Raw genomic sequence first — 14,322 nt, 5'->3', positions numbered from 1 at the left:
CCCGTCAGCCGGCGCTGAAGGCGGCGCGGCGGCGGGCTTCCACCTCGGCGGCCAGCTCGGGCGCGCGCGTCAACGCCTCGGCGTACCCGCAGGAGGCCAGCCAGTTGGCCAGCATCAGGTGACCGCCCTCGGTCAGCACCGACTCGGGGTGGAACTGGACGCCCTCGATCGGCAGCGTCCGGTGCCGCATCGCCATCACCACGCCGGAGCCGGTCCAGCCGGTGACCTCCAGCTCGTCCGGCAGGGTTTCCGGCAGGACGGCGAGCGAGTGGTAGCGGGTGGCCGTGAACGGATCCGGCAGGCCGGCCAGCACGCCGACGTCGTGGTGCCGGACCTCCGAGGTCTTGCCGTGCAGCAGCTCGGGGGCACGGGCGACCGTCGCGCCGAACGCCTCCCCGATCGCCTGGTGACCGAGGCAGACGCCGAAGAGGGGCAGCGTGCCCGCGTACTCCCGGATGACGTCGAGGCAGATGCCGGCGCGGTCCGGGCTGCCCGGCCCGGGGGAGAGCAGGACGCCGTCCGCGCCGACCTTCCCGACCTCGGCGACGCTGATCTCGTCGTTGCGGCGTACCTCGCAGTCCACGCCGAGCTGGCCCAGGTACTGGACGAGGTTGAAGACGAACGAGTCGTAGTTGTCGATGACCAGGACGCGCACGGGTCACTCTTCCGGGGAGGGTGGCGGGGTGTTGTTCTCGTCGGTGTCGTACGGCAGGTCGTGCTCGTCGCCGGCGGGCGTCTCCCCGTCGGCGGGCAGCGGATCACCGGGTACGCCGGAGTCCTGGGTGACCTGCACGTCGTCGAACGGCAGCAGCGGTTCCGCCCAGGGGAAGACCACGTACCAGAGCAGCGCGACCATGGCCGCGGCCAGCAGCAGGCTGCCGGTGAGCTTGCCGGGCAGTCCGAACGGCAGTTTCCGCCAGATCCAGACGTACATGACCCCTCAGTTCCCCAGCTCCGCCGGGCGACCCGCCGACTTGGCCTGCTTCCGGGTCAGCTTCGCGTGGATGATCAGCCGCTCGTAGTTGTCGAACTTGGGGTTGCAGGTGGTGAGGGTGAGCATCGCCGTGGTCGGCCGCGCACTGGGCTTCCCCGGCACCGGGGCCACCACCTCCACCTGCGTCGGCGTGACGATGTGGTTGCGCGTCACCTGGTAGACGTACCAGTTGTCGCGGTCCTCCACCACGATCGTGTCGCCCTCGTTCAGCTCGTCGAGCCGCCAGAAGGTGGCCCGGTTGCGGTGGCCGGCGACGGAGAAGTTGCCGACCTGGCCGGGCAGGGCGCTCTTCGGGTAGTGGCCGGGTGCGTACCGGATGTCCTTCTGGGTGACGCCCTCGACGACGATCCAGTTCTTGTCGAGCTTCGGAATGTAGAGCCCGGCGATGGGCCTGCCCTGGACCGGCGTCGGCGGTTTGGCGGACGCCGGCGGACCGGCGGACGGCGCGACGGTGGGGTCGCCGGTCGGGCCCCAGGCCTGGGCAAGCTGCTGGCTGAGGTCGTTCTGATGGGCGTCGACGATCGCCGACTTGCCCCAGACCTCGTACCCGGCGAACAGGAGCACCACCAGGCCGAACGTGATGAGCAGTTCCCCGGTGACGCGGATGCCGCCGCGCAGGCGGGAGCCGAGCGTCGGGCGGGTCAGCTCCGAGTAGACGCTCTTGTAGCCCTCGCCGGTCTGCTCTGGGCGCAGCTTGACGACCCGTTCGCCCCGGCGCGGCGCGGGCGGTTCCGGGGGGCCGCCGTCGCCGGCCGGCTCCTCGGTGTGGGGCGGGCGGGGGACGGCTCCCATCAGGGCGGTGAAGTCGAGCGCGGGCGCCGGCGGCGTACGGCGAGGCACCGCCGGGATCAGCGCGGTGGCGTTCGGGTCGCCGGACGGCGCCGGGGAGACGGGAGCGGAGTCGGTGCGCGGGTTCCCGCCGCCTCCGCCGGCACCCGGGCGCGCGGCCGTCGCGGCCGGGATGATCGCGGTCGGGGCGTCACCGGGCCGGCCGGCCCGGTCGCGGGGCGGCCGCGGGGCCTCGCGGTCGACGCCGGGGCCGGCGGTGACCGGCCGTACGTCGTTTCCGGGGCGTGGCCGCTCCACCGGCCGGGCCGCGTCGCCGGGGGCCGCGGGCCGCTGCGGGGCCGGCTCGGGCGGGACGGACGGCACGGGGCCGGGCTGCGGGGGCGTGCCGGGGCGGGCGGCCTCGGGACGGTGCCCGAACGGGTCGGGGCGGGCGGCCTCGGGGCGATGCCCGAACGGGTCGGGGCGTCGCGTGGCGTCCTGCGGCGGGGGAACCGGTGCGGCCCCGGTGCCGGGCCACCGTGGCGGGGCGGCGTGACCGGGCCCGGGACCGCCGGCGAGCGGGGACGGGCGGTCCGGTGCGGGCGGCCGGGGCGGCACCATCGGCTCGGGCCATCGTCCGGCCGGCCGGTTCGCCGTGTACGGCGGTGCGCCGGACGGCTGCGGTGGCTGGTTCGGCGGGGGGCCGGGAGCCGCCGGCGGGTGCTCCGGACGGTGGGGGTCGCGGGTCGGGCGGTCGACCTTGCGAAGGAACGCCGTGGGCTCGTCGCTCCGGTCCCGGTGCCGGCCGTCCCGATCGTCCCACCAGTCGTCCGGCGTCCGGGTCACCTGGGCACCGTCGCGGAGCGCAGGGCCGTCGAGCCATCGAACGCCGGCACCGTGACGGTGGAGATGGTCTCCGAGTATCCGAGCTTGTAGGTGTCGACCAGGTCCCTGAACAACCGGACTCCCTCAGACTCGGCGAGGGCCCGCGTGAGGGCGGCGGGATCACCGATCGCTACGATCTTGAACGGAGGGGAGTACACCCGGCCGTGCAGCAGCAGGGTGTTACCGACGCAGCGTACCGCGCTGGTGGCGAGCACGCGGACGTTCATGATTGACATGGCCTCCGCGCCGCCGGCCCAGAGCGCGTTCACCACGGCCTGCACGTCGCCCTGGTGGACGACCAGGTCGTCGTTGGTCGCCCCGGCGGGGAGAGTGCCGTCCCCGCGGCGCGGGGCGTCGTTGAGTTCCACGGTCACGCCGGGCCCGGTGAGCGCGGTGAAGCCGGCCGCTTCGCGGCTGGCCGCCGCCCGGTCCTGCTGCTCCTTGATCGGCCCGTCCGATTGGGCGAGGGCGGTGGTGCGGCCCTCGACCTCCTCGCGCAGCGTGGCGGCCTGCTGCTCGCTCGCCGCCACCTCGTCCCGGCGGTCCTGGATGAGCTGGTTGAGCTGGGGGCGCCGGTCCTCGCGCAGGGTCGTCCCCCCGGCGGTGGTGGCGGTCGTGGTGAAGAGCAGCCCGGCGGCTGCCGCGATCAGCGGCACGCCGATCGACCATCCGGGGCGTCGTCGCCGGGGGCGCCGCAGCAGCGCCGCGCCGGCCCGCCGGAGGGCCTTCTGCCAGGAGGCCGCGCCGGATGTGTACTCCACGGGGCGTTCCTTCCCCTCGTCACGTTGCCGACCTGTCCCGGCGACACCGCCGGCCGGCGACCCGTCCGACCCCCGATCGGGGAGGTCCGAGCACCGGAGAAGACCCTTTCGTGGCTTGGACGGGTCTTCGGGACTACGCTAGCTGTCGAACATTATTGGCCAAGGACCGTCGCCCTCGCGCCCGGTTGTCAGGCCGGACGAGGTCGTCACCCCCTCTGGAGAGCGTCGTGCCCAAGTCTCAGGTCCGCAAGAAGAAGGTGTACACCCCGCCGACGGACGTACGTCCGACGGCGACGGCGGCGACGCGCAAGCCTAGCCCGGTCTGGCTGCCCATCACGGCGGTCGCGCTCATCGTCGTCGGCATCGGCTGGCTGGTGGTCTACTACCTCTCCGAGCAGGAGTACCCGGTCATGTCGTGGGGTTACTGGAACCTCGCGGTGGGCTTCGGCGCCATGGTCGCCTCCCTGATCCTGCTCTCGCGCTGGCGCTGACCTCCCTGGATCTCGCCGTCCCGGTCGATGCCGGGAGGAACCACGTCACTCGGCACGGCCCCTGCCCGGCAGCGCCGGGCGGGGCCCCCTATGGTGTGCGCAGGGCGGCGTGGCCGAGGTGCGAGAAGACTCACGTTACCGCTGGGTAACCTTGCGCGTAGGCTGCACTGCATGACCGAGCGGAGCGAGGTCATCGACCGGTCCGGTCGAGGGTGCGGCAGCGGCGATCCGCCGACCGCCCCCTGATCCGGGAGCCGGTCGCCGAGCCGCTCGACGCAGCAGCAGACCGGGGAGGGCCGACTCGATGGGCAGCGTCCAGATCGTCACCACGATCGTCGCGGCCGCCATCACCGCCGTGGCGGTGTGGCTCGCCGTACGCGCGGTCATGAAGATGACGGCAGTCATCCGGCTGGGTCAGCCCGACCCGACGCGCTTCGGCGACAAGGCCACCCGGACGAAGACCATGCTGGCCGAGACCGCCGGCCACACCCGGATGCTCCGGTGGAGCGTCGTGGGCGCCGCGCACTGGTTCGTGATGGTCGGCTTCATCGTGCTGTCACTGCTCGTGCTCGAGGCGTACTTCGAGGTCGTCTCGCCCACCGGCGGGCTGCCGCTGGTCGGCGGGTGGGCCCTCTACGGCCTGGTCACCGAGTGGCTCGGCATCCTCGGCATCGTCAGCATCCTGGTGCTGATCACGATCCGGCTGAGGAACCGCCCGACCCGGCCCGGGGGCAAGTCCCGGTTCACCGGCTCGACCATGTGGCAGGGCTACTTCGTCGAGGCCATCATCCTCGCCGTCCTGATCATGGGCTTCCTCATCCGGGGCTTCAAGGTCGCCACCGACCACTTCGAGTACCCGGTCTGGGCGGCCCCTCTCAGCCACGCGGTCGGCGGCCTGCTGCCGAACTGGGACGCCGGCGTCAGCGTGGCCGCCGTCATCAAGATCGTGATCTCGATGACCTGGCTCATCGTGATCTCGCTGAACGTGACCATGGGTGTCGCCTGGCACCGCTTCCTCGCGTTCCCCAACATCTTCTTCAAGCGCAACCCGGGCCGGAAGGGCTCCGGCCTCGGCGCACTGAAGCCGATGACCAGCAACGGCAAGCCCCTCGACTTCGAGGAGGCCGACCCGGAGAAGGACCAGTTCGGCGTCGCGCAGGTCGAGCAGTTCACCTGGAAGGGTCTGCTGGACTTCAGCACCTGCACCGAGTGCGGTCGCTGCCAGTCGCAGTGCCCCGCGTGGAACACGGGCAAGCCGCTGTCGCCGAAGCTGCTGGTGCTCAGCCTGCGCGACCACGCGTACGCGAAGGCCCCCTACCTGCTGGCCGGCGGTGGCAAGGACCTGACCGGTGAGGAGAAGGCGACCGCCGCGCAGCTCGCCCACCTGGACGTGCTGGCGCTCGCCGAGGCCGACAAGCCGCTGATCGGCACCGCCGAGGAGAACGGCGTCATCGACCCGGACGTGCTGTGGTCCTGCACCACCTGCGGCGCCTGCGTCGAGCAGTGCCCGGTCGACATCGAGCACGTCGACCACATCGTCGACATGCGCCGCTACCAGGTCCTCATCGAGTCGAGCTTCCCGTCCGAGGCCGGCGTGATGCTCCGGAACCTGGAGAACAAGGGCAACCCGTGGGGCGCCCCGCAGAACACCCGCGAGGACTGGACCAAGGGCCTGGACTTCGAGGTGCCGCGGGTCGGCGAGGTCGACGACTTCGAGTACCTGTTCTGGGTCGGCTGCGCCGGCGCCTTCGAGGACCGGGCCAAGAAGACCACCCGGGCGGTCGCCACGCTGCTCAACGAGGCCGGCGTCTCGTTCGCCATCCTGGGTGAGGGCGAGACCTGCTCCGGCGACCCGGCCCGCCGGATCGGCAACGAGTTCGTCTTCCAGATGCTCGCCCAGCAGAACGTCGAAACCCTGAACGAGGCGTTCGAGGGCCGTGAGAAGAGCAAGCGGAAGATCGTCGCGACCTGCCCGCACTGCTTCAACACCCTGGGCAACGAGTACGGCCAGCTCGGCGGCGAGTTCGAGGTCGTCCACCACACCCAGCTGCTGGCCCACCTGGTCGCCGCCGGCAAGCTGACCCCGGTGCAGCCGGTCGACGGCGGCGTCACCTACCACGACCCCTGCTACCTGGGCCGGCACAACCGGGTCTTCGCCGCCCCGCGCGAGGTGCTGGGCGACGCCATCAACGGCGAGATCACCGAGATGCCGCGGAACAGCGAGCGCTCCTTCTGCTGCGGCGCCGGCGGTGCCCGGATGTGGATGGAGGAGCGGATCGGCAAGCGCATCAACGTGGATCGGGTCGAGGAGGCCATGGCCACCGGTGCGAAGACCGTCGCGGTCGGCTGCCCGTTCTGCTCGACGATGCTGAACGACGGCGTGAACGGCAAGGGCGCCGGCGAGCAGGTCGAGGTGGTCGACGTGGCCAGCGTGCTGCTGCGCTCGGTCAAGCCCCAGCAGGCGCAGGGCGAGAAGGCGAGCGAGCCGGTCGCCGGCTGACACGTACCGCTTCGGCGGCGGCACCCGACGGTGCCGCCGCCGTCGTCGTCTCAGGACGTGGTCGGGACGATGACGGCCGCGGTGGCGGCGGAGTTCGCCAGCAGGAGGGCGGCCCGGGTCTCGGTGTCGTATCGACTACTGTCACCGCCCCCGACGTCGTGCACCCGCTGTAGGCGGGCGGTCGCAGAGCAGTGATGGGGACGTTGGCCGTCTTGATTCCGTTACGGACGTTCCCTAATGTGGGTCGTCGGCCGCTGTGGATCGTCTGCCTCGCCCCTCTTCCCCGTCGCGAGGCGCCCGGCGGTCAGGTTGCAAAAGGAGTCGGTGCCGGTGGCAACCACGCCCCCTCGTCGTCCCGTCCCGGGACGGTCCCGCCGCCCGGGCGGCCTGCGCCGGGCCGTCCACCGTCTGCTCACCCTGGTCGCCGCCGTAGCCATCGGTGCCGGCGCGCTCGCCGCACCCGCGTACGCCGAGCCGTCGGTGGACGAGATCGAGGCTGCGATCGACAAGCAGTGGGAGCGGTTGGAACCCACGATCGAGCAGTACAACAAGGTCCGGGCTCAGCTCAAGGTCAACAAGAAGAAGTCGGACGACCTGCAGAAGAAGATCACGCCGCTGGCTCTCGAGAGCGAGCTGGCGATGAACCGGGTGGGCGACCTCGCCGCCCGGTACTACATCACCGGGCCGTCCCAGGAGATCGGCGCCCTGCTGGTCAGTGGCAAGCCCGATCTGCTCGGCGAGCAGGTCACCATGCTGGACCGGCTGGCCGCCCAGGAGCGCAAGGAGCTCGAGGGCGTGCTGGCGGTGCGGAAGAAGTACGACGACCAGAAGCAGAAGCTCGACGCGCTGATCGCCACCCAGGAGGCGCAGCAGGCCGAACTGGCCGCCCGCAAGAAGCAGATCGACGCCGAGATCAAGCGCCTGCAGGCGTCGCTGCCCAAGACGACGGTCAAGGTGACCGGCTGCCCGACCATCAACGGCGTGGTCAGCGAGGCCGCCCGGATCGCCATCAGGACCGCGTGTGCTCAGGTCGGCGACCCGTACGTCTGGGGTGCCACCGGGCCGAACTCGTTCGACTGCTCCGGCCTGACCCAGTACGCGTACAAGGCGGCCGGCATCTACCTGACGCACTACACCGGGGCGCAGTGGAACGAGGGTCGAGCCGTGAGCCGATCCGAGGCGCGCCCTGGTGATCTGGTCTTCTGGCCCAGTCACGTCGGCCTCTACCTCGGCAACGATCTGATGGTGCACGCGCCGCGGGCCGGCAAGCCGGTGCAGGTCGCGAGCATCAACCGGATGGGTCAGACGATCAAGGGCTTCCGTCGCCCGGGCTGATCCACAGTGAGTTCGACGCGGCCCCGGTCATCGTGACCGGGGCCGCGCGCCGTCTCCGACTCAGTGGGCGTACGGGTGGGTCCGGCGCGGGCTCGCGCCGGCCGCTTGTCAGCGGGTCGGCCAGGTGCGCCAGCTCTGCCAGGAGCGGCTCGGCGTCGGCCCGCGCTGCCCCTGGTACCGCGAACCGTAGACCGCGGATCCGTACGGGTGCTCGGCCGGCGAGGAGAGGCGGAAGATGCAGAGCTGGCCGATCTTCATGCCCGGCCACAGCGTGATCGGCAGGTTCGCCACGTTCGACAGCTCCAGCGTCACGTGGCCCGAGAAGCCGGGGTCGATGAAGCCGGCGGTCGAGTGGGTGAGGAGCCCGAGCCGGCCGAGCGAGCTCTTGCCCTCCAGACGACCGGCGAGCTGGTCGCCGAGCGAGATCACTTCGAGCGTCGAGGCGAGCACGAACTCGCCGGGGTGCAGGACGAACGGCTCGCCGTCCGGCACTTCGACCACCGACGTCAGGTCGTCCTGCTGTCGCGACGGGTCGATGTGTGTGTACAGGTGGTTGTTGAAGACCCGGAAGAGCTTGTCCAGCCGTACGTCGATGCTCGACGGCTGCACCAGCGTGGGGTCGAACGGCTCCAGCGCCAGCGTGCCGGCCTTGATCTCGGTGACCAGGTCGCGGTCGGAGAGCAGCATCGCACCACCATAGCGAGCACGACGGTCGAGTCTGGTGTCGGCGTGCTGTTCGTACATTTGTTCGATAGAATGCCGGCATGGCTTCCTGGTCCGAATTCGCCGCCGACGAGCCCCGCCTCGCCGACGGGATCCGCCGTCTCCTCCAGCAGTACGGGCCGGGTCTGGCCTACCTGGCCACGGTCCGTGCCGACGGCGGGCCCCGGGTGCACCCGGTCTCTCCCGTCGTCACCGAGGAGGGCCTGTTCTGCTTCGTGATCGACTCGCCGAAACGGCGCGACCTGGAACGCGACGGGCGCTACGCGCTCCACTCCTTCCCCGCCGAGGACAGCGACGACGAGGCGTACGTCGCGGGCCACGCCCGCCCGGTGACCGATCCCGCCCGGGTGGCCCGCCTGGCCCAGCTGCACCGCGCCGCCTCCCAGGTGGACTGGCGGCTCTTCGAGTTCACCGTCGACGTCGCGATGCTCGCCCGCCACGACTCCGCTGGCGGGCTGGGGCGGCCCGCCGTCCAGGTCTGGCTCGATCCGGGCGCCCGCCGCGCTCCGGACGCCCACGTGGCGCTCGCCCGCCGGGCGGCCTGAGTCCTCGGGTTCGGCCCGGAAAACGCCGGTGCCGGCTCCGAGGTTCGGAGCCGGCACCGGATCGGGTACGCGGGGAGCTACTTGGCCCGGTACGCGTTCCAGGCGGTCAGCATGCGGCTGGCCTGGCCCGGCGTGAACTGGTACATGCAGTCGTCGTACGTGTAGTCCATGAAGTTGGTGATCGGGTCCAGGCCTGGCGCGGTGCAGGTGTCGCGACCCGTCGGGCACTCGAAGGCCGGGGAGGCCTCGGCCGGGGTGTCGCTGACGCTGTCACCCGAGCCGCCGCACCCACCCTGGAAGGTGTGGTAGAGGTTCAGCCAGTGGCCGACCTCGTGGGTGCCGGTGTCGCCGCGGTTGTAGTTGGTCGCGCTGCCGCCGGGCAGCGACTCGCTCAGCACGACGACGCCGTCCATCTTGTCCAGCGACCGCTTCGGGAAGGTCGCCCAGCCGAGCAGGTCGTCGCCCAGCGCGCCCAGGTAGACGTTGAGCGTGCTCTTGCCGCCCGTGCGCAGCGAGGTCTTCATCGACCGCTCGGCCGAGGAGCCCTGCACGATCGGGTACCAGCTCGGGTTGGTCACCCGGTTGATCTTCTGAAGCGAGAAGGCGAAGGCCGTGGACGCGCCGCCGGTCGCCCCGCTGAACGACTGGTTGAGCACGTTGATCTGCGAGGTGATCATCGAGTCCGGGATGTTGCCGCCGGCGCGCGTGCTGTCCTCCTGGATCACGTGCACCACCACCGGAATGGTGATCGACGCGGCGGCGGCGGTGGTCTGCGAGCGCAGGCCGTTCCGCTTGGCGCGCTCCTGCACCAGGTCGGCCAGCTCGGCCTCCCGCGTGTGCACCTGGGCGAGGGTCAGCTGGTTCGGGTCGTGCTTGGTCACACCACCGGGGCGCTTCTTGGACTTCGCCAGGGCGCCGGCCGGCTCGCACACCTCACTCGCCGCGGGGGCGGCGAGCGGCGTGCTGGCGGGGGCGGCGGTCGGCAGGAGACCCACCGTGGCGACACCGAGGAGCAGGGCGAACGACGTCGACGCGATGCCGGCGTTACGACGAGTCAGCAGGTTGGGACTGAGTCCCATGGGCCCACCTCTTTCTGGCGGCGCGGCAGGGGGTGTGTCGCGCCGTGGCTGGAAACGTGTGGCAGACGTTACAACCCATCGACAGATTTGAGAACGGCCATATGTTGCCGGGAAGAAACTTTTTCCTGTCATGGGTCGACTCATGATCGATGTTCGAGGGGCTGCTGTCCACCCCGTCCCGACCCCCGGGCGCGCCCGCTCGGCGGCACCGGCCGTGTCGCCAGGTACCTGGGTGCACGGAGGGCGCGGCCTCAGGTACAGTGGTGCCGCCTGCGGGTGTAGTTCAATGGCAGAACATCAGCTTCCCAAGCTGACAGTGCGGGTTCGATTCCCGTCACCCGCTCCACGATCGAGGCCCTGGCCAGGACGACAGTCCCAGCCAGGGCCTTTCGATGTTCCAGGATCAACGATCATTCGGCGTGCCATTGGCGTGCCATCAGCCCCGGTCGGAGGAGGGGCATCTTGCATGCGAAGCTGACCCGGGACGAGGCGGTTGTCCTCGTCGAGCGGATCATGCGGCTCGACTATACGGACGACGCCTAGCTGAACGACGGGCTGTCGACGTCCTGCCGCTCTGATCTTCTTCTCATCCCAAGGCCCTCCGTCGGTCTCCGCCTGTTCCCAGCGAGGCTTGCGGCGACTCGTGACGACCATTGGCAGGGGTGCTAGCGTGACGGACCCCGAAGATCATGAGATGAGTGGTAGGGCCAGGGCTCCAGGGAACGGGTGCGATGACCGAGGACTTTTACTGCGACGAGGCACTCAGTGGCCGTACCGAAGTGACCGTGGTGGTGGAAACCGAGGACGTGTTGGCCTTCGAGCACACCCGGCCCTTCTGGCCGGTGCATATCGTGGTGGTGCCGAAGCGTCACGTGCCATCCCTGGTGGACCTGGGTGATGCCAGCCAGGATCTCCTGCAGCGCGTCGTCGAGGTGGTCCGCCAGGTCGCCGCCCGCGTCGAGCGCGAGCAGGGTGCCTGCCGGGTGCTGACCAACCTCGGCCGGTACCAAGACTCGAAACATCTGCACTTCCACGTCTGCAGCGGAGCGCCTCTCCGGCCCGACACTGCTTAGGACCGGCGACGTGCCATAAGCGTGCCATTGGGCCCAGCCGGGGCCTTCGATGTTCCGCCGGCCACAAACGCCTGACGGGCCATCCACGGGCCACCAGGCACGATCCCTGACGGGGCGGTGCCTGGCTTCAACTCCGAGGAGCCCCGGCAATGGGCCTCTAGCAGACTGCATCACTGGGCTTCGCCACGCACCGAGAATGGACTTTCTTGATCTACCAGATACGCCGCATCGCCGCCGGAGAATGGCGGCAGTTGAAGTCCATCCGGCTGGAGGCACTTCAGGACGCACCGACCGCGTTCAGCACGCCACTCGCCGAGGCGACCGCCTTCAGCGACACCGTCTGGCAGCAGGAGGCGGCCCGCGAAGCCGACTCCGCCTCGTCAGCGACATTCGTTGCCACCGACGAGGCAGGCGATTGGGCCGGAATGGCTGCCGTCGCGCCGCTTGCCGAAGTTCCCGACCACGCCCACGTCCACGCGGTCTACGTCACCCCGGCGCACCGCGGCCCGGCTGGACCCGCCGTCGCCCTGATGGCTGCGGCGATCCGCTTCGCCAGCGACCACATCGACGTGGCGTCGTTGACCCTGGGCGTACACGAGGGCAATCCCCGGGCCCGGGCGTTCTACCGCAAGCTCGGGTTCACCGAGACTGGCAAGGCGATACCCTATGCCCTGAACCCGTCCCAGAAGGTGCACATCCTGGGCTACCAGAACTTCCGCAGCGCGCGGAGATGATTGAGTCCCATCACCCGCAGCGTTTCCTGCGCCCGCCGCCGACCCCGGCGGTCTGCGGCCGCTCCATCCGAAAGGCCCCGGGTAAGGACGCGAGTCCCAGCCAGGGCCTTCGATGATGCTGCGGTCAGTACACCCTCATCCGTCGCGGACGGTGCGGGAAGCCTCCACGTGTCGGTCAGCCGGCGAGCTGGTCGCGGCGGCGGGTGAGGTAGGCCCGCTCCGCGGGGTTGCCGGCGAGACCGATGGCCCGGTCGTACGCCGCCCGCGACTCGCCGCCGCGCCTGAGTCGCCGCAGCAGGTCGGCGCGCGCCGCGTGGAAGGCGTGGTAGCCGTCGAGAACCTCGGCGAGCCGGTCGATCTCGGCGAGCCCGACCGCGGGGCCGTCGACCTCGGCGACCGCGACCGCCCGGTTGAGCCGCACGATCGGCGAGGGGTCGAGCAGCATCATTCGGTTGTAGAGGGCGACGATCGTGGACCAGTCGGTGTCCCGCGCGGACGGAGCATCCGTGTGCACCACGTTGATCGCGGCCTGCAGCTGGTAGCGCCCGGGTGGGGCACCGCCGGGCGTCACCGCCGCGAGCCGCTCGCGGACCAAGGCGTTGCCCTCGGCGATGAGGGTGCGGTCCCATGCGCCGCGGTCCTGCTCGTCGAGGGTCACCAGCTCCCCGGTGCGGGACACGCGCGCCGGCCGCCGGGCGTCGGTGAGGAGCATCAGGGCAAGCAGGCCGGCTACCTCGCCGTCGTCCGGCAGGAGAATTCGGAGCAGGCGGCCCAGGCGGATCGCCTCATCGGTGAGGTCGACGCGCACCGGGTCGTCCCCCTCGCTGGCGAGATAGCCCTCGTTGAAGACGAGGTAGACGACCGCCAGCACGCCGGCGAGCCGCTCGCGGATGTCGTCGGCCCGGGGCACCCGGTAGGGAATGTGTGCCGTCCTGATCTTCGCCTTGGCGCGGGTGATCCGTCGCGCCATCGTGGTCTCCGGCACCAGAAAGGCGCGGGCGATCTCGGAAACGGTGAGGCCGCCGAGCAGACGCAGGGTGAGGGCCACCCGGGCCTCCATCGCGAGCGCCGGGTGGCAGCAGGTGAAGACCAGTCTGAGCCGGTCGTCCTCGACCGGGCCGGTCGGATCAGGAGGGGTGTCGTCGTACACGAGCTGGGCCTCCTGGTGTTTGGCGTCGCGCTGCGACTCGCGACGGAGCCGATCGATTGCCTTGCGGGTCGCCGTGGTGGCGAGCCATCCGCCGGGATTGGGCGGTACGCCCTCGCGCGGCCACCGCTCAGCAGCCGCTACGAACGCCTCGGCCGTCGCTTCCTCGGCGACGTCGAGGTCGCCGAAACGGCGCGCGAGGCCGGCGACCACCCGTGCCCACTCCTCGTGGTGGACACGGGTGATCGCCTGCTCCACGGTGGGGCCGGTCACGGTGCCAGCAGCGCGGACGGCACCGGGCTCAATTCTCCCCGGAGCCGTCACGCCGGGCCTCCCCGGGACCTCGGAACCGGTGCACCTCCTGCGGCCAGTCGAGCACGGTCGCGAGCCGGCCGGCCCAGTAACGCGCCGCCGCGTCGTCGGGCACGTCCACGACGGCGAAGCCGCCGAGGTGCTCCTTGGTCTCGACGTACGGACCGTCGGTAAAGACGGGCTTGCCGTCGACCGGCTCGACACTGCACACCGCGGTGGACCGGTCGAGCCCGCCGTTGCTGAAGATCAGGACACCGGCGGCCCGCATCTCCTCGATCACCGCGCGGCCGGCCCTGCCCTTCTCGCGCAGCTCCTCCGCCGTGTGGTCGGGCACCCACTCATCGTTGAAGGTGATCAGGTACTCCGTCATGGTCGTCTCCTCTCGGTCCCCGGACGAGGGCCCCTCCCGACTCCTCGTGTCCGGCGGCCGGCCGGCCGCCGCACACTGGTTCCACGAACGGCTGCGCCTCGATACGACACCATCCCGGAAATTCCTCTCCCTCGCAGCCCCGGGGGCGTGGCGACTGAGGAAAGGACCGACCTCGTCCTTCGCCGCGGTCTTTGGCACCCAGCAGGGGGAATGAGCCGCTTGAGAGGCGCCTACTGTGGCCCCGTGGACGATGATCGCGTGCGCCCGTCGCTGCTGGCCGGCTTCTGGTCCTTCCTGGCGGGCGGCCTGGTCCTCGTGGCCGTGATCGTGGCACTGGATCCGATCACCCGCCGAGAGGAGTGCCCGAACTACGGGGCCGCCGGCAACGCGAGCGCCTTCGCGGATCCGGTCTGGGACCTGTACCTGCCGTTGATGGCCATCGCATGGATCAGCTTCGTCGCTGTGGAGCAGACCCTTCCGGTCACCCGACGCCACCGCAGTAGGGCGGCCTGGGCGGCCCGGGCGGCTGCCGCGCTCGTCCTGGCCGTTGTTGGTTCGTGCTGCCTGGTCGTGCCGCTGGGCATCGTCTGCCACTGACGGCACGG

General features: G+C 70.8%; 15 protein-coding genes and 1 tRNA gene. 8 read left to right on the top strand and 8 right to left on the bottom strand.

Going from position 1 to position 14,322, the window contains the following annotated elements:
- Positions 1 to 4: 4 nt before the first annotated feature.
- Genes ACN26Y_RS07205 through ACN26Y_RS07190 form a run of 4 tightly spaced genes read right to left on the bottom strand, consistent with a single transcriptional unit; the run spans position 5 to position 3,408 of the window.
- Entirely contained in the window at positions 5 to 655 is a 651-nt protein-coding gene (locus ACN26Y_RS07205; protein WP_155329529.1) for an aminodeoxychorismate/anthranilate synthase component II, read from the bottom strand.
- Between the two features lie 3 nt (positions 656 to 658).
- Complete coding sequence (locus ACN26Y_RS07200; RefSeq protein WP_155329528.1) at positions 659 to 934, bottom strand: hypothetical protein; 276 nt, start codon at positions 932 to 934, stop codon at positions 659 to 661.
- Positions 935 to 940: 6 nt separating this feature from the next.
- Positions 941 to 2,608, bottom strand: a complete 1,668-nt coding sequence (locus ACN26Y_RS07195) for a class E sortase (RefSeq protein WP_155329527.1) — start codon at positions 2,606 to 2,608, stop codon at positions 941 to 943.
- Positions 2,605 to 3,408: a DUF881 domain-containing protein gene (locus ACN26Y_RS07190; RefSeq protein ID WP_155329526.1), complete on the bottom strand. Its 804-nt coding sequence runs from the start codon at positions 3,406 to 3,408 to the stop codon at positions 2,605 to 2,607. The genes ACN26Y_RS07195 and ACN26Y_RS07190 overlap by 4 nt, the downstream gene beginning before the upstream one ends.
- 227 nt (positions 3,409 to 3,635) lie before the next feature.
- Here ACN26Y_RS07190 and ACN26Y_RS07185 point away from each other — a divergent pair, with 227 nt between their 5' ends.
- From ACN26Y_RS07185 to ACN26Y_RS07175, 3 genes are all read left to right on the top strand, one after another.
- A complete protein-coding gene (locus tag ACN26Y_RS07185) occupies positions 3,636 to 3,899 on the top strand; it encodes a cell division protein CrgA (protein WP_155329525.1) in 264 nt (87 codons plus the stop codon).
- A 304-nt stretch (positions 3,900 to 4,203) separates the two neighbouring features.
- The gene (locus tag ACN26Y_RS07180) at positions 4,204 to 6,399 is read left to right on the top strand and encodes a (Fe-S)-binding protein (RefSeq protein WP_155329524.1); all 2,196 of its coding nucleotides are present in this window, start codon (positions 4,204 to 4,206) and stop codon (positions 6,397 to 6,399) included.
- A 324-nt stretch (positions 6,400 to 6,723) separates the two neighbouring features.
- Entirely contained in the window at positions 6,724 to 7,734 is a 1,011-nt protein-coding gene (locus ACN26Y_RS07175; RefSeq protein ID WP_230688909.1) for an NlpC/P60 family protein, read from the top strand.
- A gap of 108 nt (positions 7,735 to 7,842) precedes the next feature.
- On the opposite strand, the gene dcd is transcribed toward ACN26Y_RS07175, so the two are convergent.
- Entirely contained in the window at positions 7,843 to 8,421 is a 579-nt protein-coding gene (dcd, locus tag ACN26Y_RS07170; protein ID WP_155329522.1) for a dCTP deaminase, read from the bottom strand.
- A gap of 77 nt (positions 8,422 to 8,498) precedes the next feature.
- Between dcd and ACN26Y_RS07165 the strand changes: the two genes are divergently transcribed.
- Positions 8,499 to 9,002: a pyridoxamine 5'-phosphate oxidase family protein gene (locus tag ACN26Y_RS07165; RefSeq protein ID WP_155329521.1), complete on the top strand. Its 504-nt coding sequence runs from the start codon at positions 8,499 to 8,501 to the stop codon at positions 9,000 to 9,002.
- A 77-nt stretch (positions 9,003 to 9,079) separates the two neighbouring features.
- On the opposite strand, the gene ACN26Y_RS07160 is transcribed toward ACN26Y_RS07165, so the two are convergent.
- Positions 9,080 to 10,081, bottom strand: coding sequence for a zinc metalloprotease (locus tag ACN26Y_RS07160; RefSeq protein ID WP_155329520.1), 1,002 nt, complete (start codon positions 10,079 to 10,081; stop codon positions 9,080 to 9,082).
- Between the two features lie 272 nt (positions 10,082 to 10,353).
- Between ACN26Y_RS07160 and ACN26Y_RS07155 the strand changes: the two genes are divergently transcribed.
- From ACN26Y_RS07155 to ACN26Y_RS07145, 3 genes are all read left to right on the top strand, one after another.
- A tRNA-Gly gene (locus tag ACN26Y_RS07155) sits at positions 10,354 to 10,427 on the top strand.
- Positions 10,428 to 10,812: 385 nt separating this feature from the next.
- Positions 10,813 to 11,154, top strand: a complete 342-nt coding sequence (locus ACN26Y_RS07150; RefSeq protein ID WP_155329519.1) for an HIT domain-containing protein — start codon at positions 10,813 to 10,815, stop codon at positions 11,152 to 11,154.
- A 206-nt stretch (positions 11,155 to 11,360) separates the two neighbouring features.
- Entirely contained in the window at positions 11,361 to 11,888 is a 528-nt protein-coding gene (locus tag ACN26Y_RS07145) for a GNAT family N-acetyltransferase (protein ID WP_196255799.1), read from the top strand.
- Positions 11,889 to 12,063: 175 nt separating this feature from the next.
- Here the strand turns inward: ACN26Y_RS07145 and ACN26Y_RS07140 are convergent, their stop codons facing one another.
- Together ACN26Y_RS07140 and ACN26Y_RS07135 are read right to left on the bottom strand one after the other, a co-directional pair.
- Positions 12,064 to 13,308 (bottom strand): RNA polymerase sigma factor, encoded by a 1,245-nt coding sequence (locus ACN26Y_RS07140; RefSeq protein WP_422734504.1) that lies wholly within the window; start codon positions 13,306 to 13,308, stop codon positions 12,064 to 12,066.
- A 28-nt stretch (positions 13,309 to 13,336) separates the two neighbouring features.
- Positions 13,337 to 13,717: a YciI family protein gene (locus ACN26Y_RS07135; RefSeq protein WP_155329516.1), complete on the bottom strand. Its 381-nt coding sequence runs from the start codon at positions 13,715 to 13,717 to the stop codon at positions 13,337 to 13,339.
- Positions 13,718 to 13,960: 243 nt separating this feature from the next.
- On the opposite strand from ACN26Y_RS07135, the gene ACN26Y_RS07130 reads away from it, so the two are divergent.
- Entirely contained in the window at positions 13,961 to 14,314 is a 354-nt protein-coding gene (locus tag ACN26Y_RS07130) for a hypothetical protein (RefSeq protein WP_230688908.1), read from the top strand.
- Positions 14,315 to 14,322: the final 8 nt, after the last annotated feature.

The sequence above is a fragment of the Micromonospora sp. WMMD558 genome, assembly GCF_049315255.1.
GTDB lineage: Bacteria > Actinomycetota > Actinomycetes > Mycobacteriales > Micromonosporaceae > Micromonospora.
Note: the sequence above shows the minus strand (reverse complement) of the source record. Positions and strands in the feature narration are given on the sequence as shown.

Coding starts and splice junctions, on each gene's coding strand:
- ACN26Y_RS07165 (WP_155329521.1), top strand. CDS start 8,499: ATGGCTTCCTGGTCCGAATTCGCCGCCGACGAGCCCCGCCTCGCCGAC.
- ACN26Y_RS07160 (WP_155329520.1), bottom strand. CDS start 10,081: ATGGGACTCAGTCCCAACCTGCTGACTCGTCGTAACGCCGGCATCGCG.
- ACN26Y_RS07135 (WP_155329516.1), bottom strand. CDS start 13,717: ATGACGGAGTACCTGATCACCTTCAACGATGAGTGGGTGCCCGACCAC.
- dcd (WP_155329522.1), bottom strand. CDS start 8,421: ATGCTGCTCTCCGACCGCGACCTGGTCACCGAGATCAAGGCCGGCACG.
- ACN26Y_RS07180 (WP_155329524.1), top strand. CDS start 4,204: ATGGGCAGCGTCCAGATCGTCACCACGATCGTCGCGGCCGCCATCACC.
- ACN26Y_RS07200 (WP_155329528.1), bottom strand. CDS start 934: ATGTACGTCTGGATCTGGCGGAAACTGCCGTTCGGACTGCCCGGCAAG.
- ACN26Y_RS07150 (WP_155329519.1), top strand. CDS start 10,813: ATGACCGAGGACTTTTACTGCGACGAGGCACTCAGTGGCCGTACCGAA.